Below are 24,662 nucleotides of genomic sequence, written 5' to 3'. Positions count from 1 at the left end.
TTGTGTGATGAATGACCGGGATGACCGGCGTGAAGAATATCACGGCCGTCGAAAGCAAAATAGCGTGAACTGATGGCTCCCGGATAATTCCTGGGCGTCAGGCCAGGAGCGGCTCAGGCTGCGCCCGTAGCGTGGGACAGAGCTGGTACATCTCCAGCAGGATCGCGACATAATCACGGGCTTCACGTTGCAGATCAAAAGACTGGGGAGCAAACAGCCAGTTTTCCATAATGCCGGAAATATAACTGCGCATCAGAATGGCGGCGCGACGGGTCAGCAGATTAGCCGGGAGCATGTTGGCTTTAATACAGTGCGTCAGGGTTTGTTCGATTCGGTCGTAACTGGCCAGACAGAGGCTGCGCTGCGCCTGCTGCACCACCGCCATTTCCCCAACGAATTCACATTTATGGAAGATGATCTCCATCATCAGACGGCGTCGCTCTTCTATAACCGTCGCCTCAAGGATATAGACCAGAATCTCTCTTAAAACTGAGAGTGGATCGCCAGGGAATTTTGCCCGATACTCAGTCTCAAGATCCCCAATACTGGATTCTGACAGCTCCCAAATTTCGCCAAATAAATCTGACTTATTTTTGAAATGCCAGTAAATCGCTCCCCGGGTAACCCCAGCCGCCTGAGCAATCTGAGCCAGAGAGGTGGAGGAGACCCCCTGTTGCGAAAACAAGCGTAAAGCGACATCAAGGATGTGTTGGCGTGTTGCAAGTGCTTGTTGTTTGGTTTTTCGTGCCATGCGCAGGTGAATTTACAGGAGCCAGATTTACATACATTTATGAATGTATGTACCATAGCACGACGATAATATAAACGCAGCAATGGGTTTGTGGACGCTTGATCCATTGATCAATTTGAAATCGGAAACTCGAGGTTTACATATGAACAAAAACAGAGGGTTAACGCCTCTGGCGATCGTTCTGATGCTCTCAGGCAGCTTAGCGCTTACAGGATGTGACGAAAAACAGGCTCAACAAGGAGCGCAGCAGGTGCCAGAAGTTGGTGTCGTGACGCTCAAAACCGAACCTCTCCAGATGACAACAGAATTACCCGGCCGAACCAGCGCTTACCGTATTGCTGAAGTGCGTCCACAGGTGAGTGGCATCATTCTGAAACGTAATTTTACTGAAGGCGGTGATGTTAAAGCGGGCGAGTCTCTGTATCAGATTGATCCTGCAACCTATCAGGCGAACTACGAAAGCGCGAAAGGCGATCTGGCCAAAGCGCAGGCTGCTGCAAAAATTGCCCAGCTGACCGTCAACCGTTATCAGAAACTGTTGGGTACGCAGTACATCAGCCAACAGGAATATGACAGTGCGCAGGCGGATGCCCAGCAGGCTAACGCTGCGGTCGTCGCTGCGAAGGCTGCCGTTGAAACCGCGCGTATCAACCTGGCCTATACTAAAGTGACCTCCCCTATCAGCGGCCGTATTGGTAAATCCGCGGTGACCGAGGGTGCGCTGGTACAGAACGGCCAGACCACTGCGCTGGCAACCGTGCAGCAACTGGACCCGATCTATGTCGATGTCACCCAGTCGAGCAACGATTTCCTGCGTCTGAAACAGGAGCTGGAAAACGGCACCCTGAAGCAGGAAAACGGCAAAGCGAAAGTTGAGCTGGTCACCAGCGACGGCATCAAATTCCCGGAGACCGGCAGCCTGGAGTTCTCAGACGTAACGGTCGATCAGACCACCGGTTCGATTACCCTGCGCGCCATCTTCCCGAACCCGAACCATACGCTGTTACCGGGTATGTTCGTTCGCGCCAGCCTGGAAGAAGGGACCAACCCAACCGCACTGCTGGTGCCACAGCAGGGCGTGACCCGTACTCCGCGCGGCGATGCCAGTGCGATGGTGATTGGCGCTGAAGACAAAGTCGAAGTTCGTCAGATCAAGGCAACCCAGGCGATTGGTGACAAATGGCTGGTGACTGACGGTCTGAAAGATGGCGATCGCGTCATCATTACCGGATTACAAAAAGTTCGCCCAGGCGCCAAGGTAAAAGCGCAAGAGGTCACGTCTGACAATCAACAGCAAGCCTCAGCAGGCGGTCAGTCAGAACAACCTAAGTCTTAACTTAAACAGGAGCCGTTAAGACATGCCTAATTTCTTTATCGATCGCCCCATTTTCGCGTGGGTGATCGCCATCATCATCATGCTAGCCGGGGGACTTGCGATCCTGAAGCTGCCTGTCGCGCAATATCCAACCATTGCGCCGCCAGCAATTTCAATCGCCGCAACCTACCCAGGGGCTGATGCAAAAACGGTGCAGGACACCGTCACGCAGGTTATCGAACAGAACATGAACGGTATCGATAACCTGATGTACATGTCCTCCAACAGTGACTCAACCGGTACTGTTCAGATCACCCTGACCTTCGAGTCGGGTACGGATGCGGACATTGCCCAGGTTCAGGTACAGAACAAACTGCAGCTGGCGATGCCGCTGCTGCCGCAGGAAGTACAACAGCAGGGTGTGAGCGTGGAGAAATCCTCCAGTAGCTTCCTGATGGTTGTCGGCGTTATCAACACCAACGGCACCATGACGCAGGAGGATATTTCCGACTACGTGGGCGCCAACATGAAGGACGCTATTAGCCGTACTTCTGGTGTCGGTGACGTTCAGCTCTTCGGTTCTCAGTACGCGATGCGTATCTGGATGGATCCGAACAAACTGAACAACTTCCAGCTGACGCCGGTAGACGTGATTAACGCCATTAAAGCGCAGAACGCCCAGGTTGCAGCCGGTCAGTTAGGCGGTACGCCGCCGGTTAAAGGCCAGCAGCTGAACGCCTCGATCATCGCCCAGACCCGTCTGACCTCTGCGGATGAGTTCAGTAAGATCCTGTTGAAGGTGAATCCGGACGGTTCCCAGGTTCGCCTGCGCGACGTGGCAAAGGTGGAACTGGGTGGTGAAAACTATGACGTGATCGCGAAGTTTAACGGCCAGCCGGCATCCGGTCTGGGGATTAAACTGGCGACTGGCGCCAACGCCCTGGATACCGCGACGGCGATCCGTGCCGAACTGAAGAAAATGGAACCGTTCTTCCCGTCAGGCCTGAAAATCGTTTACCCGTATGACACAACGCCGTTCGTGAAAATCTCCATCCACGAAGTGGTGAAAACGCTGGTAGAAGCGATCATCCTGGTCTTCCTGGTGATGTATCTGTTCCTGCAAAACTTCCGTGCGACGCTGATTCCAACCATCGCCGTACCGGTGGTTCTGCTCGGGACCTTTGCGATCCTGGCGGCCTTTGGTTTCTCGATAAACACCCTGACGATGTTCGGGATGGTGCTGGCGATCGGCCTGCTCGTGGATGACGCCATCGTGGTGGTCGAAAACGTCGAGCGTGTGATGTCCGAAGAGGGACTCCCGCCGAAAGAGGCGACCCGTAAATCCATGGGCCAGATCCAGGGCGCTCTGGTCGGTATCGCCATGGTGCTGTCGGCGGTATTTATCCCGATGGCCTTCTTTGGTGGTTCTACCGGTGCGATCTATCGTCAGTTCTCGATCACTATCGTTTCCGCGATGGCCCTGTCGGTTCTGGTGGCACTGATCCTGACGCCGGCCCTGTGCGCCACCATGCTGAAACCGGTGGCAAAAGGCGATCACGGCGAGAACAAAAAAGGCTTCTTCGGCTGGTTTAACCGTATGTTCGATAAGAGCACGCACCACTACACCGACAGCGTGGGCAACATCCTGCGCAGCACCGGTCGTTATCTGCTGCTCTATATCATCATCGTGGTCGGCATGGCTTACCTGTTCGTTCGTCTGCCAAGCTCGTTCCTGCCGGATGAAGACCAGGGCGTATTCCTGACCATGGCTCAGCTGCCTGCAGGTGCTTCCCAGGAACGTACCCAGAAAGTGCTGGATGAGGTCACGGATTACTACCTGAACAAAGAGAAAGCCAACGTTGAATCGGTGTTTGCGGTTAACGGCTTTGGCTTTGCGGGTCGTGGCCAGAACACCGGTATCGCCTTCGTCTCTCTGAAAGACTGGGCTGAGCGTCCAGGCGACGAGAACAAAGTTGAGGCCATTACGGGTCGTGCGATGGGCACTTTCTCGCAGATTAAAGATGCGATGGTCTTCGCCTTTAACCTGCCAGCGATTGTTGAACTGGGTACGGCAACCGGCTTTGACTTCCAGCTTATCGACCAGGGTGGTCTGGGCCATGAGAAACTGACTCAGGCGCGTAACCAGCTGTTTGGCGAAGTTGCGAAGCACCCTGACCTGCTGGTTGGCGTTCGTCCGAACGGCCTGGAAGATACACCGCAGTTCAAAGTGGATATCGATCAGGAAAAAGCACAGGCGCTGGGCGTCTCTATCAGTGACATCAATACCACGCTGGGCGCAGCCTGGGGCGGTAGCTACGTCAACGACTTCATCGACCGCGGTCGCGTGAAGAAGGTCTACGTGATGTCTGAAGCGCAGTACCGTATGTTGCCGAGCGATATCAATAACTGGTATGTGCGCGGCAGCAACGGACAGATGGTGCCATTCTCAGCCTTCTCCACTTCACGCTGGGAATACGGCTCGCCGCGTCTGGAACGTTACAACGGTCTGCCATCCATGGAGATCCTGGGTCAGGCGGCACCGGGCAGAAGTACCGGTGAGGCCATGAACCTGATGGAAGAACTGGCAGGTAAACTGCCAGCGGGCATCGGCTACGACTGGACGGGGATGTCCTACCAGGAACGGCTGTCCGGCAACCAGGCCCCTGCCCTGTATGCTATCTCGCTGATTGTGGTCTTCCTGTGTCTGGCGGCGCTGTATGAGAGCTGGTCGATTCCGTTCTCGGTTATGCTGGTCGTTCCGCTCGGCGTTATCGGCGCCCTGCTGGCCGCCACGTTCCGTAGCCTGAATAACGACGTTTACTTCCAGGTGGGCCTGCTGACAACCATTGGCTTGTCGGCGAAGAACGCGATATTAATCGTCGAATTCGCCAAGGATCTGATGGATAAAGAAGGGAAAGGCCTGATTGAAGCGACGCTGGAGGCGGTACGTATGCGTCTGCGTCCTATTCTGATGACCTCGCTGGCCTTTATCCTCGGCGTTATGCCGCTGGTTATTAGCTCGGGTGCAGGCTCCGGTGCACAGAACGCCGTAGGTACCGGTGTAATGGGCGGGATGGTGACCGCAACCATCCTGGCAATCTTCTTCGTGCCGGTGTTCTTCGTGGTCGTACGTCGCCGTTTCAGCCGTAAGAACGACGAAACCGAACACAATCATCCGGTGTGATGACCCCCATCCGGGTTTAACCGTTAAAAAGGCCGCATATGCGGCCTTTTTTTCAACAATTAAAAATCATAAAATTAGCTTATTGAGGGTTTATATATTTAATGTCACCCTTAAACGGCTTATCCTATTTAACCTGGTTCTATTACAGAAATTCCCAAATTTTTGCGTCACGTCTTAGGTATTAAGAGTATTCCTGGTGTTTTTTGATTTCACCCGCGCTTACCAATGATTTTTAGACTGGTTAAGAAATCACACAGGGTGATAAGTAAAGAGCTGTATCAGGATAAAACAATATATAACATAGTGGCCGCCAGAGACGGTAAAATGCTGCGTAATTGTAATTTTTCGTAATAGCGCGGTGAAATCCTGATTAGAGTAGATTATAGTTAAAGCAAGAGGCATAACAGTAGTCATTGACGCTGAGTCAGTTGTACCCTTCCCGACAACGATGTTCGGTGAGTAAAAAATCACTCAAAAAGGGGATACGCTATGGACGAATACTCGCCTAAAAGGCAAGATATTGCACAGTTGAAATTTCTTTGTGAATCCCTGTACCATGACTGCCTGACCAATCTCGATGAAAGCAATCATGGCTGGGTAAATGACCCGACTTCTGCCATTAACTTGCAGTTAAACGAGTTGATTGAACATATTGCTACCTTCGCGCTTAATTATAAAATTAAGTATAACGAAGATAATAAGTTGATTGAGCAAATTGACGAATACCTGGATGACACTTTTATGTTATTCAGCAGCTACGGCATTAACGCACAGGATTTACAAAAATGGCGTAAATCGGGCAATCGGCTTTTTCGTTGTTTTGTCAATGCAAGCAGAGCTAACCCGTTAGCTTCTCCGATTAAAATTATTACAAACAATTAGGTGAATTTATGTCTGATAAACCATTAACCAAGACTGATTATTTGATGCGTTTACGACGCTGTCAGTCCATTGACACCCTGGAACGCGTCATTGAAAAAAATAAATACGAGCTTTCTGATAATGAGCTTGCGGTATTCTATTCAGCAGCCGATCATCGTCTGGCTGAACTTACGATGAATAAGCTGTACGATAAAATCCCGACCGCTGTATGGAAGTTTGTACGCTGATTATGTCTAACTACTCTCAGAGATAAAGATTCTACGTTCAGATGTTTCATCCTTTGCGTGACAGGCAGTTCTCCATTGCTGGGCTAGCGCTATCGCCAGGGGAAAGATTGCGTTGTACTGAACAGCCAGCCATCTCATCCCACCCGCCCTTTTCTGGTAACTGTTATGATGTTTCTTAGCATAACTGTTACTGTCCACACACATTGTGGTCACTTAAAATATACGGATCCTTCGTATTGAGTCGAATTCAGAAAGGGCAGAAGATGACCGAGATACAACGCCTGCTTACCGAAACCATTGATGATCTCAATGTTCGCGAAAAGCGTGACAACAAGCCGCGCTTCAGCATCAGCTTTATTCGCAAACATCCTGGTCTGTTTGTCGCCATGTATGCGGCGTGGCTTGCTACGCTGGTAGTGATGCTGCAATCCGAAACGCTGATTGGTTCCGTCTGGTTGCTGGTTGTCCTGTTCATCGTCTTTAACGCCTTCTTCTTCTTTGACGTCAATCCGCGTTATCGCTATGAAGATATTGATGTGCTTGATTTCCGGGTCTGCTACAACGGTGAGTGGTACAACACGCGCTTTGTGCCTCCTCAGCTGATCGAAAACATTCTGCATTCCCCTAACGTCGAGTCCCAGCAAAAAGAGAAACTGCAGAAGATGATCGCCACGAAAGGCGAGCTCTCTTTCTACGATGTTTTCACCCTCTCCCGCGTGGCCGCCTGAACCTCTCCTGGCCTGCCGCCAATATCGGCGGCAGGCATCTTTATCCCGCTTAACGTCTCTTCTTACGCCCCTGCACCGCCTTAAAGCGCGGATTGGATTTACAAATCACGTATAACCGCCCTTTACGCTTCACAATCTGACAATCTGGATGGCGTTGTTTTGCGCTGCGCAATGAATTCAGAACCTGCATACCTACCTCATTATGATTTGTTATAACATAACAATTAGCATATCTGAGTAGCGAGGCAAAAACAACCTGCGCCTGTAGCGTTCGTCAGGTTTTCGCTCTGTGAAAAAGTCACTTAAAATGGTATTTAATTCAGTGTCTCAATTGCTAAATGAACTCACTATCAACTGCGTGCTATAACACTACATGTCAACGGCGTTTTCGTTTTAATGTCATCGGCTTGGGCGCCCAACAACGGCGTTATAAAAGGAAACAGGAGCATGACAACCCGACACCTGGTCAGTGTGGTTACCTGTGTACTCATCATTGCTGTCCTTGTTCCTGTCTGCCTGAGTGTCTGGCTGGCGCACCGCAATGCAGAAGATAAGTTTGTCGATGATCTGAACAGCTACTCTTCGCGCGTACAGATACGTACCGACAGAGTCATTAGCCAGGCGGAATCCGCCCTGAAGGAGATGCACGCTTTTAATGGAACCCCATGCAGTTACGAACATGCGATGGCGATGCGCCGCGCCTCCTTTTCCTGGCGCTACATTCAGGAAGTTCTTTACGTTGAGGATCTGAAACCGCGCTGCTCCTCGCTGGAACAAGTGAGCCATGCCGCCCCGTTTCCGCCAGCAATGCGCATCACCTCCGATGGCTACCGGGCCTGGGTCACCTCGCATAACGATCTGGGCCTCGACCGCTATATGGCCGCGATTGGTACAGAGCACTACATTGTCATGATCGATCCGGCCTCGCTGATCGATGTGATCCCCTTTGGCTCATGGCCGATCGATGTCGCCCTGGTGGGGCTTCGCCGCAATATCGTTTTTGCCAGCAGCAACAAGCTGGATATGCAGGTCTTTCAGGAAATGCAGCGCAATGGCCGCGCGAATTTTCAGCATAACGGCGTGATGTACAACCGGCACGATGTATCTGACCTGGGCTTCACTATTGTGGCGTGGTCCTCTCTGACCCCTTTGCAAAAGAGCTGGCACCACCAGCTTATTTTCTGGCTGCCTTTTGGTGTCCTGATCAGTCTGCTGACAGCCTGGTTTATATTGCGCGTGTTACGCCGTTTGCAATCGCCCCGGTATCGTTTAATGGATGCGATTAATGCCAGGGAATTCCAGGTTCATTTCCAGCCGATTGTGAATCTGAACAGCGGCAGACTCACCGGTGCGGAAGCCCTCGCACGCTGGCCGCAGCCGGACGGCAGCTATCTGTCACCCGATATTTTTGTCTCCCTGGCGGAACAGACGGGCCTGACCAACCCGCTGACGACACTTATCATCGAAAAAGTGTTTGAGGAGATGGGCGAATGGTTACGCCAGCATCCGGGCCACCATATCTCGATAAACCTGGCGCCGGCGGATTTGATCTCGGGCACCGTGCTTCCGCTGCTGAGCCGCCTGCTGAATCAGTGGCAACTGCACCCTTCGCAGATTGCACTGGAGCTCACCGAGCGCGGGTTCGCCGATCCTGCGGTCAGCGCCCCGGCCATTGCCGCATTCCGACGTGCCGGGCACTCTGTCTATATTGATGATTTCGGAACGGGTTACTCCAGCCTCAGCTACCTTCAGGATCTGGATGTCGATACGCTGAAAATTGATAAATCGTTTGTGGATGCGCTGGAATATAAAAATGTCACCTCGCACATCATAGAGATGGCCAGGTCGCTCGATCTGGACATGGTAGCAGAAGGTATTGAAACCGAAGGCCAGCTGGCATGGCTTCGTCGCCACGGTGTGCAGTACGGCCAGGGCTGGTTTTACAGCAAGGCGCTGCCGAAAGAGGCGTTTATCCAGTGGGCGGAAACGAATCTCGATCCCGAGAGCCACGCTTAACGCCCGGCGGGAAGCGCCGCCGGGCGTCACGCTTATTCGTCCAGAAGCGGCGAGAAGCCGCCATAAATCATGCGCTTACCATCAAAAGGCATGGCTTCGCCAAACGCTTTCATTCTGGGATCGTTCATCATCTTCTGATTCGCCTCGTCGCGAACCGCCTTTGAAGGATATTCGATCCAGCTGAAAACCACCTCTTCGTTCTCTTCCGCCTTCACCGCCATGCGAAAGTCCGTTAATTTGCCGTCGGGTACGTCATCTGCCCAACACTCAACAATACGCAGCGCGCCAAACTCTTTAAACAGCGGCGCGGCTTTCGCCGCCAGCTCGCGATAAGCCTCCTTATTATCTGCGGGCACGGCAACCACAAAATCGTCGACATACTTCATCAGATAAACCTCCGAAGTGAACGTGCGGCCACGCGGTGTGGCCGCATCAGCGATTAAGTTTAGTTCTGTTGCCAGCTAAAGGCGTAACGCACCTTTTTCACCTGCAGGATAAACTCCGGAGAGACGCTTGGGCTCCAGGAATCATCGCCCCCAACGCCCATATGGAACGCGTCAAGGTTCAGCCAGCAGCCGGGCTCCTCACGTAACAGATGGTGATGCGAGGTCTCGCGCAGCTGCGTCTGGCTGTAGCGGCTTACCGAGAAGTGAAAATCACCCTCCAGCTGATGCTGCCCTACATTCAGTTGACGCGTATCGCAGCGCAGGCCGTTGTCGGTCGGGAAAATGTAGGGAGTGTGCAGCTCAGCAAGCGGCAGTTCCCAGCGTCCCTGACGGGCAGCGAGCTTGCGATCCGGGTAGTTCTCATGCGGCCCGAGCCCCTGCCAGCTTACGGTCTGCGGCGTCTGCGCCAGCTGACAGCTCAGCCCGATTCGGGCGGGCTCTGGCATATCACTCGCCACCTGCACCTCAACGTCGCCGTGCAGCACGCCCTGGCTATCGATGCGCCAGCATTTACGGCTCAGGAACAGCACCTGATTGTTGTGCTCCCAGGCCTGGAGCGTGGCGATCGTTACCCCCTGCGCCAGCTGCTCTCCCTCGCACAGCAGCAAACGCGGCGTCAGGCTGTACATCCCTGCCGCCTTCCAGCGTTCCACCCAGGCATTCGGATCGATGCGGGTCGCTTCGCTGACGCCGATATCGTTATCCAGTGGGGCGCGGGTAAAGTTATCGGTCAGCGGCGAAAGCAATGTCGGCACGCCGTCGCGCCACCATTGCGTCAGATTGCCGCTGGTGCGATCAAACTGCCAGCGCTGCTGCTGATGGGTTATGACCAGCGCGTCATCCTCATGGATCAGCTGTGGAATGGCTCCGGCAGCCTTCGGTGTCGCGATGCATAACGGCGCTGGCAAGGGCCATTGTTCCCAGGCGCAAAGGTGGTTTTCAGCGGACCACGGCGTGGCGGCAGGCTGAATAACCTCAACGTTCAGCCACAGTTCACCCGGTGCAGATGCCCACTGCGGCAGAGCGAGCTCCAGCCGTTGCGTCCCTTGTGGCGGAATGTCCAGCGCCACAACGTCGGTGGCCAGCACCTCGCCATTCCGCATTACCGACCAGCGTAACTGCTCGTTGTCCGTGGTGCGGAAGAGATAATCGCTCTGCACCTCCACCACCAGCGGGGAGTGGCTTTGCAGGGTAAAGGTGAAGAACTGCTGCGCGCGCTGGGCCTCATAGAGGGCCGGATGCGGCGTGCGATCGGGGAAGACCAGCCCGTTCAGACAAAACTGTCTGTCATTCGGTTTATCACCAAAATCGCCACCGTAGGCCCAGAAAGGATTGCCCTGTTCGTCATGCTTCGTCAGCGCCTGGTCGACCCAGTCCCAGACGAAACCGCCCTGCAGACGAGGATGTTTGCGGAAGGCTTCCCAGTATTTAGCGAACCCGCCAAAGCTGTTGCCCATCGCGTGCGCGTATTCGCAGAGGATCAGCGGACGCGTCTCATCCGGCATACCGATCCACTTTTTAAGGGACCATTTCGGTACTGCCGGGAAGGGTTGGTCCTGATCGACGCGGGCATACATCGGACAGACGATGTCGGTCGCCGCCGTATTCGCCCCACCGCCCTCATACTGCACCGGACGGCCAGGATCGGTCGTTTTCACCCAGCGGTAAAGGGCGTCATGGTTGGCGCCATGACCAGACTCGTTGCCCAGAGACCAGATGATGATCGACGGGTGGTTACGATCGCGCTGCACCATGCGGGTGACGCGTTCGCTCATGGCGGGTAGCCAGCGCGGATCGTCAGCCAGGCGGCTCATCGGCACCATGCCGTGAGTTTCGATGTTGGCCTCATCCACCACATAGAGCCCATAGCGATCGCACAGGCGATACCAGAGCGGGTGGTTAGGGTAATGCGAGCAGCGCACGGCGTTAAAGTTGTGCTGCTTCATCAGCTCAATGTCGCGGCGCATGGTGGCTTCGTCCATCACCTGTCCGCGCTCAGGGTGATGCTCGTGACGGTTTACGCCACGGATCAGCAGCGGCTTGCCGTTGAGCTTCAACAGCCCGTTTGCGATCTCGACACGACGGAATCCCACATCGCAGGCTTCTACGTCCAGGATCTGGCCCTGAGCGTCATGCAACACCAGAGTCAGCCGGTAAAGGGCGGGGATTTCCGCACTCCACAGCGCCGGGTGTTCCACCTTCAGTGCAACATTTACCCTCTCCTGCCAGCTTCCGCGCTCATCGACAACCGCAGAGCCCGGTGTGCCGATGGCGCTGGCGATACGCTCTCCGTCCCGCCACAGGTTTACGCTCACCTCACAGCCTGCGTAGTCGTTCCCGCCAAGGGTCAGCCCCAGCTGAAGCTGTGCGCGGTCATAATCGGCGTTCAGCTCCGTCACAACGTGATAGTCGGCGATATGGGTATCTGGCTTATGCAGCAGGGTCACGTCGCGGAAGATACCGCTCATCCGCCACATATCCTGGTCTTCAAGATAGCTGCCGTCACACCAGCGCAGCACCATTACCGCCAGCCGGTTGCTGCCTGCCCGCAGGAACGCAGACACGTCAAACTCCGCAGGCAGACGGCTATCCTGGGAGTAGCCCACCCACTGCCCGTTGCACCAGAGGTGAAAGGCGGAATTGACGCCGTCAAAGACCAGTCGCGTCTGACCGCTTTCCAGCCAGCTGGCGTCCATCTCGAATGTGAGCGAGTAACAACCGGTCGGGTTCTCAGCCGGGACAAAGGGCGGATCCACCGCAATAGGATAGGTGACGTTGGTGTAGATCGGCGTATCAAAGCCCTGCATCTGCCAGTTGGAGGGAACGGGCATCACCACCGCATCCGCGCAATCCTCCTGCGTCCAGCTGTCGGGAACCTGCTCGGGTGCAGGAAAGAAGCTGAACTGCCAGTCACCGTTCAGCGAGCGGATGGCCGGGGTTGGCTCCTCATCCCGCGCGGCGTGCTCATCACGCCAGCCGCTTAGCGGGACGTGGGCAGGAAGTCGGTTCCATTGGGTGACGCCGGGATTCTCCCAGTCACGACGGGCAAGAAGTGTGCTGAGGGTCAGCGAAGCAGGATGGGACATAGTTACCTCTTTGCGAAGCGCTCACAATTTATGGCTACAATGCCCTGTCAGGTTGCCAGGGTAAAGGGGGAGAGCGTCATGAAGCGATGGCGATCACAAAAGCGTTAACGACGCGCCAGCTGTTCGGCCAGCAGCGCCAGCGATTTAAGCTGACGGGCCAGATCTTCACTTCCCTGCGGGATCCCTTCCCGGGCGGTGGAGTGGCGCTCGACAAGCGTCACCGGCAGCCGGGTTTGTGCCGGGGCTGCTTCACTCGTCCCCTGCTGCGCCAGTAACCACTCCACGCTGCGCAGTCCCGCCTCACGGAACGCCTGACGAACCGTGGTCAGCGGCGGGGTAAACCACGCGCTGTCGGTGGTATCGTCAAAACCGACCACCGAGATCTGGCCCGGCACAGCAATACCCTTTTCGGCACAGGCGCGCATCACGCCAAGGGCCATCTGATCGTTCGCCACCAGGATCCCCTGCGGGAGGGTCGCCCCCGCCAGCAGCTGATGGCCTTTTTCATAACCTGAAGCCGCGCTCCAGTCCCCCTCCGCAACCGCACACGGTTCCAGGCCCGCATCGCCTAAGGCAGACAACCAGCCGGCAAGACGCGCCCGGGCAGAGACGGAACTTTGTGGCCCGCCAAGCAGGGCGATCCGCTGATGGCCCAGCGCCAGCAGATGTTGCGCCCCCAGAGTGGCCCCCTGTCCGGCATCAAACACCAGGCTGTGTACCCGGGCGTCAGGGGAGACATCAAGAAACAGTACCGGCACCGGAAGGGCCTGCGCCTGCAGGCTTTCTGCCTGGGCCTCTTCGAGCGGCACGTTAACCAGCAGCCCTTCCACGCGCTGGGCCAGCAGCTCCTGCAGCGCCGCCATGCATTGCTGGGGATTTTCCACCATCGAGATCAGCACGCTCGCCCCGCGCTCGCCTGCGCGGGTCTTCACCGCTGAGGCAATCTGCGAGGGGGCATGCAGGGCCAGATCTGTAGTAATCAACCCCAGGGTGCGGGTGCGTTTACCGGCCAACTGCTGGGCGCCGCGATTGGGAACATAGTGCAGCTCGGCCATCGCCTGCAGCACTTTCTCCCGGGTCCGGGCCGAGACGTGGGCCGCATCATTAATGACCCGTGAGACGGTTTGATAAGAGACGCCCGCGAGGCGGGCAACATCATAGAGCGTTATGGCTTTCATGCGCTTCGCGTTGCAGTGACAGAGGTACCTATTCTGTCATAACGCCTGGCGTAAAGCATGTGAGCGCTTCGCAAAATCAGACAACGCGCTCAGGCTGCGGGACTAGCGGGCGCGGTCTCTGACGAAACCATGGCAGACAGATCTGGATCAGCGGGCCGATGCTTAACGCATAGAGCACGGTACCGACACCAAAAGTGCCCCCCAGCAGGCAGCCAGTCAGCAAAACTGAAATCTCAATCGCCGTGCGCACGCTGCGAACCGACCAGCCGGTGCGGGCGTTGATACCAGTCATCAGGCCATCGCGCGGCCCGGCGCCAAATCCGGCCCCGATGTACATGCCGGTCGCCAGCGCATTTACGATAACCGCGCTGACCAGCAATACGCAGCGGGCCATCAGCGAATCGATAGCCGGAATAAACGCCAGCGCGACATCGGCCGCCAGACCGATGGCAATCACGTTGCTGATGGTGCCGAGCCCCGGGCGCTGGCGCAGTGGGATCCACAGCAGCAGCACCAGCACACCGGTCAGAATGATAACGGTGCCAATATCCATTCCCAGCAGTTTTGCCACCCCCAGGTGGAAGACATTCCACGGATCGGCCCCCAGATCCGCGCGCACAAACATCGCCGTTGACAGGCCATAGAGGCTTAATCCGACGTAAAGCTGAAGTAATCGACGTAACATGATCGCTCTCCGATGGTTTCTGCTTTTATCATTGCCTGAAATGGCCCTATGATTAATGACCAGTTTTCAAAAAGTGGACTGCCTGTGTCATCACGTCGATTTGGAAGTCAGTCATTAGTGCGTCTGCTGGGTCACTGGCAGGGGAGCCCCTCCCGTACCCCGCTGTGGCGACAGCTGGCCGATGCCCTGCGCCTGCTGATCCTGGACGGCAGGCTGGCGCTGGATACACGCCTGCCGGGAGAGCGGGAGCTGGCTTTAACGCTGGAAGTCAGCCGGACCACCGTCAGCAGCGCCCTTGCCCATCTGCGGGATGAGGGCTACCTCGAAAGCCGACACGGTAGCGGCTCGCGGGTGATCTTGCCCAACAGCCGCACACCCCCTACCCGCGCCAACGCCAGTGCGGCGCTGGATCTCTCTACCGCCGCGCTGGGAGCCGGGCCGGAGATCCATCAGGCCTATACCCATGCCCTGACCGCCATGACGCCGCATCTGACGCAAACAGGCTATGACCAACTGGGACTGCTGGCCCTGCGCGAAGCCATTGCCGCACGCTATACGGCGCGCGGCCTGCCGACCCGGGCAGAAGAGGTGATGGTGGTTAACGGTGCCGTCAGCGGGCTGGCGCTGGTACTGCGCATGTTCACCGGGCCAGGCGATCGGGTAGTGGTGGATCACCCCACTTACCCGCTGGCTATTGCCGCCATCCAGGGCGCCTCCTGCCGACCGGTAGGTGTCTCGCTGCCGCAGACCGGCTGGGATATTGACGGCTTTGCCGCCACCCTCGCCCAGACCGCGCCGCGCCTGGCTTATCTGATGCCGGATTTCCACAATCCCACGGGCCGCTGCATGGATGCGACGAGCCGGCAAGCTATCGCCGCCGTGGCTGCCCGGGCCCGCACTCTGCTGGTCGTCGATGAAACCATGGTGGATCTCTGGTTCGATGCACCTCCCCCAGCGCCGCTGGCTGCCTTCTGCCCGAACGGCAATGTCATTACCCTCGGCTCGGCGGGAAAAAGTTTCTGGGGCGGCCTGCGTCTGGGCTGGGTTCGCGCCCCGGCGCGCACCATCGCCACGCTGGCGCAAACGCGCGATACGCTCGATCTCGGCTCGCCGCTGCTGGAACAGCTGGCGACCCTGTGGTTGATTGAGCAGGGCGAAACCTTTTTACCTGCCCGACGGCAGATGCTGCGTGAGCGGCGAGATGGCTGCGCCGCGCTACTGCGGGAACATTTTCCCGACTGGCGTTTCCAGGTGCCGGAAGGGGGCTTATCCTACTGGGTGGAACTGCCGGATATGTTGGCCACTCAGCTCGCCACCCGCGCCGAAGCGGCGGGTATTCATCTGGGGACCGGGACGCGGTTCGGGCTTTCCGGGGCGTTTGACCGCTACCTGCGCATGCCCTTCTCTCTGGAGCCAATGGCGCTGGAAAACGCCCTGGTGCGGATCAAGCCGCTGTGGCTGGCGCTGATTAACGGTGGGCAAAACGTAAAACGTACCCTGGTGTAATCGCCTTTTCGCCGTGGGCGACTGCAACGTTGATATTAATTACGGGAAAAAAGTGAGCGGGCGCACAAATAATCGCGCATAACGGGCAATTTAAAAATGTCTGACTGTAATTGTTACAGTCAGACATTTTCAGCATGGGAGGTCAGTGCTGAGCAGGAATAGGAAAACCTTTCAGGGAAATAACAAAACTATCGCCTTCTTTCTTTATTTTTGCGCCGGTATCACACCAGTCAGACGCAATTCGAAAGAACTCATCACTGCCAACGTCCCAGCCCAGGCGGACATGTTTGACATAGCCAGAGCGCAGAAGCGTGCAGGCTTCGGAGTAGCTGCTGGCGGTGGATTGTTGATGTTGTTTCATTTTTTCTTCTTCAGAATTTTTCTTAGTGCCTTGATTTCTTTAGGAGTAAATGGAGCTACACTCTCTTCTTCCGTATGCTGATTGTCGATATCCTCCTCCGTCACTCCCGCCTCATCTGCTACAGCAAATGCCATCTGCAGCAGCTTCTCAGTGGTAACGCTGAGATTCTCATTATTCACTTCGGCATAATGACGAAGTTTCTCTTTCAGCGCTTCGTCAATTTTTACATTCAGGACTGCAGTCGTCATCGTTTTTACATCCCTGGCTATTTTTTCTTAAATTAATACACGAAGTTAACATTATTATCCAGATATATATTCTCTGCTTATACATCATAAAAATGTCACACTTACCCTGCAGAAAATTTATGACAGAATAATGACAACCATGTTTCAGTATGATGACAATTTGCGAAATATACAGGTCGGTTTAAAAATATATAATACGCGCACTATTGTTGGGGATAATGGCGATAATGGATATGAAGCGATGCTGAGAAGAGCAGAAATGGGTGGGGGCCCTGCCAGCTACATCCCGGCACACACGTCGTCTGCCCTGGCTGCTTCCTTCCGGACCTGACCTGGTGAACAGAGTAGCGTTGCGGGAGAACCAACAGAGCCCCCATTGAGAGCGTTGTTAACCAACGCGCTGGCGCATTATCACTGTACGGGATAGCAATTGCAAGTTAACCGCGTCCGGGTGATGTTTTATTGCGCAAAGCGTTTACAGAGTGGGCACTTTCTTCCTGTCTTGTCCGTAAATCTTTATCATGCCCTTAACACAGGAGCACAAAATGGACGAGCACGACTCTTTTCCCCAGCGGGTATGGCAGATAGTGGCCTCGATTCCCGAAGGCACGGTCACCACCTATGGCGAGGTGGCGCAGCTGGCGGGTTCTCCCCGTGCAGCGCGACAGGTAGGCGGTGTGCTGAGAAGGCTGCCTGAAGGTAGCACCCTGCCCTGGCATCGGGTGGTCAACCGCCACGGAGCAATCTCCTTAACCGGGCCAGATTTACAGCGCCAGCGTCAGGCCTTACTCAGCGAAGGTGTGCAGGTGTCGGGAAGTGGGCAAATTGATATGCAGCGTTATCGCTGGCGGTATTGAATAGCCCCTCTCAGACGAGAGGGGCATGAAGCATTAAAGCTGGGTTGGCGCCGGCGTAGCCGTAGATGGGCTAACCTGGGTTGGTGACGTTGACGGCACAGTTGTCGGCGCACCGCCGCCAGGCTGCAGCGGCAGCGAGGTCTGCTGTACCGGCACCAGGACCAGATCGGCTTTGGTACCGCCCTGATTGATCACCGGTTTAACGATATCGGTCATCAGGACAACCTTATCGTCAATGGTAATGGCTGCGCTCAGCAGGATGCGGGCGTTAGGCTGAACATCCGCCGGGTTAAACGGCAGTTCAAATTTAAATGGCGCCTGTTTACCCTCGGTACGCGTCGCCCGCTGCGCCAGAACCTTCGATGGCGAATCCGCCAGCGAGGCATCAGACAGAGTAACGGTTAACACTGCATCCGGCGGTAAAGCCACCTTCTGGCGGATCCAGATTGTACCTGAGACATTTGGCTGCTGAATGGTCGGCTGCGTCGCTACGCCAGCAGTGTTAGGGTTCGGCGCCGGCGTCTGAATGTCTGCGCTTTTATCCGCGCAGGCAGAGAGAGCAACCGCTACCGCTAAACCACTTAACATGTGCACGAGTTTCATTGAGTTCTCCTTATCATCAATGCACCAGCGGGATCGATACCGCCAGATGAGTGGTTAACATAAAGATAACGAGACTAAGTGTGGCACAGATCAATTATTTATGCCTGGAATCCCCCTGTTATTCAGATTATTGCACCCATCGGACCACTTGCATTTCTGCGTTATACTCTGCGTATCTTTCGCCACGGCGTATTAATTGAGGACGACTATGAGTCAGGCATTAAGCAATCTGCTGACATTATTAAACCTGGAAAAAATTGAAGAAGGACTCTTTCGGGGACAAAGCGAAGATCTGGGGCTACGCCAGGTTTTCGGCGGCCAGGTTGTGGGACAAGCCCTCTACGCTGCAAAAGAGACCGTACCCCAGGAGCGCTTTGTGCACTCCTTTCATAGCTATTTTCTGCGCCCTGGCGACAGCCAGAAGCCCATCGTGTATGACGTTGAAGTCCTGCGCGACGGCACCAGTTTCAGCGCCCGCCGCGTGGCGGCGGTGCAAAACGGCAAGCCAATCTTTTACATGACCGCCTCATTCCAGGCGCCGGAGCCGGGCTATGAGCATCAGAAAGCGATGCCCCCTGCCCCCGCACCCGACGATTTGCGTTCCGAGACGGACATTGCCCGTGCGCTGGCGCATCTGCTGCCTCCGCAGGTTAAAGAGAAGTTTCTTTGCGATAAACCACTGGAGATCCGCCCGGTTGAGTTCCACAACCCAATGAAGGGCCATATTGCCGAGCCGGCTCGTCAGGTCTGGATCCGCGCGAACGGCGCGATGCCGGAAGATTTCCGCGTGCATCAATATCTGCTGGGTTATGCCTCCGACTTCAACTTCCTGCCGGTTGCCCTGCAGCCACATGGTGTGGGCTTCCTTGAGAAAGGGATGCAGGTTGCCACCATCGACCATTCGATGTGGTTCCACCGTCCGTTTAATATGAATGAGTGGCTGCTGTACAGCGTGGAGAGTACCTCGGCATCCAGCGCTCGCGGCTTTGTTCGTGGTGAGTTTTATACCCAGGATGGCGTGCTGGTGGCCTCCACCGTGCAGGAAGGGGTGATGCGTAACCGCGGATGATATGAAAAAGCCGGGCGGCGTCTTTGCCTTACCCGGCCTACAAAAGCACAATCCGTAGGCCCGGTAAGCGTAGCGCCACCGGGCAATACTTTAACTTTACGCGTTGTATGCGTTCTCGCCGTGGCTGTTGACGTCCAGACCTTCGCGCTCCTGCTCTTCCGGTACGCGCAGCCCCACCGTCATGTCTGCCAGCTTGTAGCCGATAAAGGCCACCACACCCGACCAGACCACCGTGATGGCGATACTTTCCAGCTGAACCAGAACCTGGTGACCCATGGTCACGCCTTCCGCATAACCCACGCCGCCAAGGGACGTTGAGGCGAAGAAACCGGTCATGATACAGCCGATGATGCCGCACACGCCGTGCACACCAAAGACATCACACGGGTCGTCCACACGCAGAACACGTTTCAGCGCCGTTACGCCCCACAGACCGGCCAGACCTGCCACGATACCAATGATCAGCGCGCCACCGACACCGACGAAGCCACAGGCCGGGGTGATGCCCACCAGACCGGCAATGGCACCGGAACAGGCACCCAGCAGCGAAGGCTTGCCGCGTACCGCCCACTCGCCAAAGATCCAGGAGAGGATTGCGCCCGCTGTCGCCACAACGGTATTCACGAAGGCCAGCGCCGCGATTTCGTTTGCTGCGCTTGCTGAGCCAGCGTTAAAGCCAAACCAGCCGAAGTAGAGGATAGCCGTGCCGGTAAAGACCATCGGCAGGTTGTGCGGTTTGAAGGCCTCTTTGCCAAAACCGACGCGTTTGCCGATCAGGTATGCTCCCACCAGCCCCGCTACCGCGGCGTTGATATGCACAACGGTACCGCCCGCAAAGTCCAGCGCGCCATGAGAGGCCAGCAGGCCGCCGCCCCACACCATATGCGCCACCGGCACGTAGGAGAGCGTGAGCCACACCACCACGAAGATCAGCACGGCGGAGAAGCGGATACGTTCCGCCAGCGCCCCGACAATCAGCCCGACGGTGATACAGGCGAACGAGCCCTGGAACGCCACGTGGATGTACTGATAGAAGCTGCCCATTACCGCGGTCAGCTCGATATTTTTCAGCATCGCCCAGTTAAAGCTGCCGAAGAAGGCGTTGCCCTCCCCGAAGGCCAGCGAGTAGCCGTAAACCACCCACAGCACACAAACCAGCGCGAAGGTCACCGTCACCTGGGTGAGCATGGAGAGGACGTTTTTGCCGCGGATCAGGCCGCCGTAGAAGAGCGCGATCCCCGGAATGGTCATAAACAGCACCAGCGCGGTGCAAATCATCATAAAGGCGTTATCGGCTTTGTCTGCTACCGCGGGTGCAGCCATTGCCAGCCCCGGCAACAGCGCCAGAGACCCCAGACCTGCTTTAAGTGTTGTTGTGTTCATTTTCTCGATCCCTATCACTGTGTGCCTGCTGTTTTACAGTGCCGCTTCGTCGGCTTCGCCTGTACGAATGCGAATAACGCGTTGCAGCTCAGCAACGAAAATTTTGCCGTCGCCAATTTTGCCGGTGTAGGCTGCTTTGCTAATCACGTCGATGACTTCTTCCAGCTGATCGTCGGCGATCGCCACGTCAATCTTCACCTTTGGCAGAAAGTTGACGCTATATTCCGCGCCACGGTAGAGCTCTGCATGCCCCTTCTGTCGACCAAAGCCTTTCACCTCGGTGACGGTCAGCCCCTGAATACCCATTGAAGAGAGCGCTTCACGCACGTCTTCGAGCTTGAATGGTTTGATTACCACGGTAACCAGCTTCATATATCCCCTCCAGTCAGAATTCGGTTTTGGCGAGCTAACGAAGGTGGTATTGCAAGGGGTGTGCCAAAAGTGAAAAGGGCGTGAATACGAGGCATCGCGATAAGATGGCGAAAAAAACGCACCATGACAGTGCAGGGTGCGTTTCATTTTTGCACCAACCGATTCAGCGGCTGGCAGGTTGCTTAATTTTAGTGCATCAGGCGCTGAGGGACTCCTCCCGCGCGCTGGCGGCCAGCTCTTCGCCAGCGAGCTGCAGTTGATACATTTGCCAGTAACGCCCTTTCGCCTCAAGCAGTTGCTTATGGGTACCGCGCTCAACCGCCTGGCCGCGATGAAGCACCAGAATGGTATCTGCCTCAACAATGGTCGACAGGCGGTGAGCAATCACGACCAGGGTGGTCTGTTCGCGTACCGCCGCCAGCGCCTGCTGGATCGCCTGCTCGGTGCCGGAATCGATGCTGGCGGTGGCTTCATCGAGGATGAGCACCTGCGGCGTATCGATCAACACCCGGGCCAGCGCTAATAGCTGCTTTTGCCCGACTGACAGATTATTACCCTGCTCGCCCAGCCGGGTATGGATACCGTCGTGCAGGCCGCGGGCCAGATCCGCCAGCTGCACCTTTTCCAGCACGTCCCACACCTGCTCTTCGCTAAACGGCCGCCCCAGCGTCACGTTGGCATAGAAGGTGTCGGCCAGAACCACCGGATCCTGCTGCACCATCGCCACCCCTTTACGCAACACGGCGTGGCTCAGGGTCGACAGCGGGCGCCCATCCAGACGAATTTCACCTTCGGTGAGCGGGTAGTAGCCCATCAGCAGGCTGGCGAGGGTACTTTTACCGCTGCCGGTATGCCCCACCAGCGCGACAAAGCTTCGGGACGGTACCGTCAGGTTGATATCCTGCAATACCAGGCGATCGTCGCGATAGGCAAAGGAGACCTGATCAAATTCAATCTCGCCGCTTTGCAGTTCGCGCTCGTCATCCCCATAGGCCTGGCGCGGGCGATCCATCAGCTCAAAAACGCGCTCACCGGCGACCACCGCCTGCTGCAACATCGACTGCTGGGTGGTGAGTTCAATCAGCGGCTCATTAAGACGGCCCAGATAGCTGATAAAGGCATACAGCACCCCCACTTCGATGGTGCCACGGGCGGCAAAGCCAAACTGCATCAGCAACCCGCACAGCACCAGCGCCGAAAAGAGGCTTAACAGCGGGCGCAGCAGGAAACCGTCCAGACGCAGGGTCTGCATGCGGGCCATGTAGTGTGAGCGGCTGGCCTCGCCCATCCGTTCGCCAAAGCGCGCCTGCTGACGGAACTGCTGAATCACGCTCATGCCATTGATGACCTCGTTGAAGCCATCGTTGATATCCGCCAGATAGGTCCGCACCCGGCGCACAATCGGTGTGCTGTAGCGCTGGTAGATGATCATCACAATCATCACCGCCGGGAAAATCGCCATCGCCACCAGCGCCATGCGCCACTCCAGGCTGAACATCGCCACCAGCATAGCGCCGACCAGCGCGGCGCTGCGCAGCACCGTCGCCACCACCGTAACATAGAGATCGCGGATCACTTCCGTATCGTTAGTCACGCGGGAGATAATCTGCCCGACAGGCTGGGTATCGAACGCGCTCAGCGGCTGGCGCAGCGCGGCGTCCATCACGTCGGTGCGCAACTGCTGCACCACCCCCACGGCGGCCTGGTTAAAGAGCAGCGACTGGGCGTAGTGCAGCCCCGCCGCCAGCAACTGTAGCCCGACATAGGCCACCGCCAGCCCGGTGACTAAACCGAGCGGCAGATAGTTTTTCGCCACCATGTTGTCGATGAAATAGCTGATCAGCAGCGGGCCGGTCACTTCGGCTATCGCCGCAATCCACAGCAATACCACCGCCAGCGACAGCGGTTTGCGCCACGGCGAGCCATAGGCCAGCAGGCGCTTCAGGGTAGGCCACAGCTGGGAAAAACTACGCATCGGCGGCCTCCTCGCCCGTCTCCGGCACCTCATCCAGCGCCGCTTCCAGTTGTTGATAACGGTACATATCGCGATACCAGCCCGGCTGTTCCGCCAGCTGCTCATGCTGCCCGCGCTGGGCAATGTGCCCGTGCTGCATCACCAGAATTTCGCTCGCCTCGGTCAGGGCCGAGAGACGATGGGCGCTGATGATCACCGTGCGCCCCTCCCCCCACTGTCGCAGGTTATGCAGGATCTGATGTTCAGTACGGCCATCGACGGCGGAAAGGGCATCGTCGAGGATCAGGATTTCGGCATTCAGCAGCAGCGCACGGGCGATGGAAATACGTTGCTTCTGCCCGCCCGACAGCATCACGCCGCGCTCGCCCACTTCGGTTTCATAGCCCTGGGGCAGGCGCAGGATATCGTCATGGACGCTGGCGAGACGCGCAACGTGCTCGATCTCCTCGCGTGTGGCGTGCGGACAACCCAGCGCAATATTATTCGCGACGGTATCGGAGAAGAGGAACGGCGTCTGGCTCACCACCGCAAGGCGGCTGCGCCAGCTATCCAGCCGCAGCTGCGGCAGTGGAATATCGTGGAAGCGGATCTCACCCTGAGGGATATCGAAGTGGCGCTGGATTAGAGACAGAATGGTGCTCTTGCCGGCGCCTGTTGGGCCGCAGATGCCCAGCATCTGCCCCGGTTGCAGCGTAAAGTGGACGTTTTCAAGCGTGACCTGTTCCGTCTGCGGATAGCTAAAGGCGCGGACGGCGACATTCAGCTCGCCGCGTCCGTTCGGTACCGTCTCGCTACCGTCGTTGACCACCGGCGCTTCGGCGAGCATGGCGCGGATCCGGCTGTAGGCCGCGCTGCCGCGCTCGACAATGTTAAACATCCAGGCCAGGGCCAGCATCGGCCAGATCATCAGCCCCAGATACATGGCAAAGCTGGTCAGCTGTCCGAGCGTCAGCGAGCCGTTAATCACCATCCAGCTTCCGCCGCCAATGGCCAGCAGGTTAGCGGTGCCGATGGCGATATAAATCGTGGGATCAAAACGGGCGTCAATCCGGGCGACGCGCAGGTTTTTGGCCCCGGTATCCGCCGCGTCGGCGGCAAACAGCGCCGACTGACGATCCTCCAGGCCAAAGGCTTTGATCATCCTGATACTGGTCAGGCTCTCCTGGGTACGGTCGTTAAGAGTGGAGAACGCCGCCTGCGCCAGCTTGAAGCGCTGGTGAAGCTGATCGCCGTAGCGTTTGATCGCCAGGGCCATCAGAGGCATTGGCAGGAGCGCCAGCAGGGTTAACTGCCAGCTGATTTGGGTCGACATGACGATCAGCACCGCGCAGCCCATCACCAGCGAGTCCACCAGGGTTAATACCCCTTCCCCGGCGGCAAAGACTACGCGATCCACGTCATTGGTGGCGCGGGCAATCAGGTCGCCGGTGCGATGGCGCAGATAAAATTCCGGATGCTGGCGGCTGAGCTGGCGGTAAAAATCTTCCCGCAGCTCGACGGCAAGCTGGTATGACGCACCGAACAACAGCACGCGCCAGACATAGCGCAGCAGGTAGACCACCACCGCCGTCAGGACCAGCATGCCGATCCACATCATCACCCGTGCGGTGGTGTAATGCTGTTCCGTAACGCCATCCACAACGTAGCCCACCACTTTTGGTGGGATGAGCTGCAGAATGGCAATAATAATAAGCAGGGCGACTGCACCGAGGTAGCGTTGCCACTCCCGGCGAAAGTACCAGCTTAACTGAGCAAATAATCGCACGCGGTCTTTTCCTGAGGATTGTATT

Annotated in this window: 22 protein-coding genes and 1 other RNA gene; 9 read left to right on the top strand and 14 right to left on the bottom strand. The window is 56.6% G+C overall.

What is annotated here, in order from left to right:
- Positions 1-97: 97 nt before the first annotated feature.
- Positions 98-751, bottom strand: coding sequence for a multidrug efflux transporter transcriptional repressor AcrR (gene acrR / locus ACOKCT_RS15695; protein ID WP_103178506.1), 654 nt, complete (start codon positions 749-751; stop codon positions 98-100).
- Between the two features lie 142 nt (positions 752-893).
- On the opposite strand from acrR, the gene acrA reads away from it, so the two are divergent.
- The 5 genes from acrA (at position 894) to ACOKCT_RS15670 (ending at position 7,087) form a co-directional block, all read left to right on the top strand.
- Positions 894-2,087: a multidrug efflux RND transporter periplasmic adaptor subunit AcrA gene (acrA, locus tag ACOKCT_RS15690; protein WP_156654007.1), complete on the top strand. Its 1,194-nt coding sequence runs from the start codon at positions 894-896 to the stop codon at positions 2,085-2,087.
- A gap of 22 nt (positions 2,088-2,109) precedes the next feature.
- Positions 2,110-5,250, top strand: coding sequence for a multidrug efflux RND transporter permease subunit AcrB (gene acrB / locus ACOKCT_RS15685; RefSeq protein WP_103178504.1), 3,141 nt, complete (start codon positions 2,110-2,112; stop codon positions 5,248-5,250).
- Between the two features lie 489 nt (positions 5,251-5,739).
- Entirely contained in the window at positions 5,740-6,132 is a 393-nt protein-coding gene (gene tomB / locus ACOKCT_RS15680; RefSeq protein ID WP_103178503.1) for an Hha toxicity modulator TomB, read from the top strand.
- Between the two features lie 8 nt (positions 6,133-6,140).
- The gene (locus ACOKCT_RS15675; protein ID WP_032616864.1) at positions 6,141-6,359 is read left to right on the top strand and encodes an HHA domain-containing protein; all 219 of its coding nucleotides are present in this window, start codon (positions 6,141-6,143) and stop codon (positions 6,357-6,359) included.
- A gap of 263 nt (positions 6,360-6,622) precedes the next feature.
- On the top strand, positions 6,623-7,087 hold the full coding sequence (locus tag ACOKCT_RS15670) for a YlaC family protein (RefSeq protein ID WP_103178502.1): 465 nt from the start codon (positions 6,623-6,625) through the stop codon (positions 7,085-7,087).
- Between the two features lie 49 nt (positions 7,088-7,136).
- On the opposite strand, the gene ykgO is transcribed toward ACOKCT_RS15670, so the two are convergent.
- Complete coding sequence (gene ykgO / locus ACOKCT_RS15665) at positions 7,137-7,277, bottom strand: type B 50S ribosomal protein L36 (RefSeq protein ID WP_003859006.1); 141 nt, start codon at positions 7,275-7,277, stop codon at positions 7,137-7,139.
- Positions 7,278-7,534: 257 nt separating this feature from the next.
- Here ykgO and ACOKCT_RS15660 point away from each other — a divergent pair, with 257 nt between their 5' ends.
- Positions 7,535-9,103, top strand: coding sequence for an EAL domain-containing protein (locus tag ACOKCT_RS15660; RefSeq protein WP_103178501.1), 1,569 nt, complete (start codon positions 7,535-7,537; stop codon positions 9,101-9,103).
- Positions 9,104-9,135: 32 nt separating this feature from the next.
- On the opposite strand, the gene ACOKCT_RS15655 is transcribed toward ACOKCT_RS15660, so the two are convergent.
- From ACOKCT_RS15655 to ACOKCT_RS15640, 4 genes are all read right to left on the bottom strand, one after another.
- Positions 9,136-9,489, bottom strand: a complete 354-nt coding sequence (locus tag ACOKCT_RS15655) for a DUF1428 domain-containing protein (RefSeq protein ID WP_420193643.1) — start codon at positions 9,487-9,489, stop codon at positions 9,136-9,138.
- A 59-nt stretch (positions 9,490-9,548) separates the two neighbouring features.
- Positions 9,549-12,635 carry a beta-galactosidase gene (locus ACOKCT_RS15650; RefSeq protein WP_420193642.1) on the bottom strand — a complete coding sequence of 1,029 codons (3,087 nt, stop codon included), beginning with the start codon at positions 12,633-12,635 and terminating at the stop codon, positions 9,549-9,551.
- Between the two features lie 104 nt (positions 12,636-12,739).
- Entirely contained in the window at positions 12,740-13,813 is a 1,074-nt protein-coding gene (locus tag ACOKCT_RS15645) for a LacI family DNA-binding transcriptional regulator (protein ID WP_159339719.1), read from the bottom strand.
- A gap of 76 nt (positions 13,814-13,889) precedes the next feature.
- A complete protein-coding gene (locus tag ACOKCT_RS15640; protein WP_103178497.1) occupies positions 13,890-14,498 on the bottom strand; it encodes a YczE/YyaS/YitT family protein in 609 nt (202 codons plus the stop codon).
- A gap of 84 nt (positions 14,499-14,582) precedes the next feature.
- Here ACOKCT_RS15640 and ACOKCT_RS15635 point away from each other — a divergent pair, with 84 nt between their 5' ends.
- Complete coding sequence (locus ACOKCT_RS15635) at positions 14,583-16,004, top strand: PLP-dependent aminotransferase family protein (protein ID WP_325941686.1); 1,422 nt, start codon at positions 14,583-14,585, stop codon at positions 16,002-16,004.
- A 142-nt stretch (positions 16,005-16,146) separates the two neighbouring features.
- Here ACOKCT_RS15635 and ACOKCT_RS15630 read toward each other — a convergent pair whose 3' ends face one another.
- The 3 genes from ACOKCT_RS15630 to ffs all read right to left on the bottom strand — a co-directional run bounded on the left by ACOKCT_RS15630 (position 16,147) and on the right by ffs (position 16,980).
- The gene (locus ACOKCT_RS15630) at positions 16,147-16,365 is read right to left on the bottom strand and encodes a hypothetical protein (RefSeq protein ID WP_032616855.1); all 219 of its coding nucleotides are present in this window, start codon (positions 16,363-16,365) and stop codon (positions 16,147-16,149) included.
- Positions 16,362-16,613: a hypothetical protein gene (locus ACOKCT_RS15625; RefSeq protein WP_039032396.1), complete on the bottom strand. Its 252-nt coding sequence runs from the start codon at positions 16,611-16,613 to the stop codon at positions 16,362-16,364. Before ACOKCT_RS15625 ends, ACOKCT_RS15630 begins: the two co-directional genes overlap by 4 nt.
- Before the next feature lie 270 nt (positions 16,614-16,883).
- An RNA gene (ffs, locus tag ACOKCT_RS15620) (signal recognition particle sRNA small type) lies at positions 16,884-16,980 on the bottom strand.
- 154 nt (positions 16,981-17,134) lie between these two features.
- On the opposite strand from ffs, the gene ACOKCT_RS15615 reads away from it, so the two are divergent.
- Positions 17,135-17,470, top strand: coding sequence for an MGMT family protein (locus ACOKCT_RS15615; protein WP_168194659.1), 336 nt, complete (start codon positions 17,135-17,137; stop codon positions 17,468-17,470).
- 33 nt (positions 17,471-17,503) lie between these two features.
- Here the strand turns inward: ACOKCT_RS15615 and ACOKCT_RS15610 are convergent, their stop codons facing one another.
- Positions 17,504-18,073 carry a YbaY family lipoprotein gene (locus ACOKCT_RS15610; RefSeq protein ID WP_103178495.1) on the bottom strand — a complete coding sequence of 190 codons (570 nt, stop codon included), beginning with the start codon at positions 18,071-18,073 and terminating at the stop codon, positions 17,504-17,506.
- 208 nt (positions 18,074-18,281) lie between these two features.
- On the opposite strand from ACOKCT_RS15610, the gene tesB reads away from it, so the two are divergent.
- A complete protein-coding gene (gene tesB / locus ACOKCT_RS15605; RefSeq protein WP_420193641.1) occupies positions 18,282-19,142 on the top strand; it encodes an acyl-CoA thioesterase II in 861 nt (286 codons plus the stop codon).
- 96 nt (positions 19,143-19,238) lie between these two features.
- Here tesB and amtB read toward each other — a convergent pair whose 3' ends face one another.
- The 4 genes from amtB to ACOKCT_RS15585 form a co-directional block, all read right to left on the bottom strand.
- Positions 19,239-20,525: an ammonium transporter AmtB gene (gene amtB / locus ACOKCT_RS15600; RefSeq protein WP_032616850.1), complete on the bottom strand. Its 1,287-nt coding sequence runs from the start codon at positions 20,523-20,525 to the stop codon at positions 19,239-19,241.
- A gap of 33 nt (positions 20,526-20,558) precedes the next feature.
- Positions 20,559-20,897, bottom strand: coding sequence for a P-II family nitrogen regulator (gene glnK, locus ACOKCT_RS15595; RefSeq protein ID WP_103178493.1), 339 nt, complete (start codon positions 20,895-20,897; stop codon positions 20,559-20,561).
- 196 nt (positions 20,898-21,093) lie between these two features.
- Positions 21,094-22,872, bottom strand: a complete 1,779-nt coding sequence (locus ACOKCT_RS15590; RefSeq protein WP_159339715.1) for a SmdB family multidrug efflux ABC transporter permease/ATP-binding protein — start codon at positions 22,870-22,872, stop codon at positions 21,094-21,096.
- The gene (locus ACOKCT_RS15585) at positions 22,865-24,637 is read right to left on the bottom strand and encodes a SmdA family multidrug ABC transporter permease/ATP-binding protein (RefSeq protein WP_420193640.1); all 1,773 of its coding nucleotides are present in this window, start codon (positions 24,635-24,637) and stop codon (positions 22,865-22,867) included. Before ACOKCT_RS15585 ends, ACOKCT_RS15590 begins: the two co-directional genes overlap by 8 nt.
- Positions 24,638-24,662 lie beyond the last annotated feature (25 nt).

Source organism: Leclercia sp. M-A074-M, assembly GCF_965195605.1.
Classification (GTDB): Bacteria; Pseudomonadota; Gammaproteobacteria; order Enterobacterales; family Enterobacteriaceae; genus Enterobacter.
This window is presented reverse-complemented; position numbering and strand designations above follow the sequence as displayed.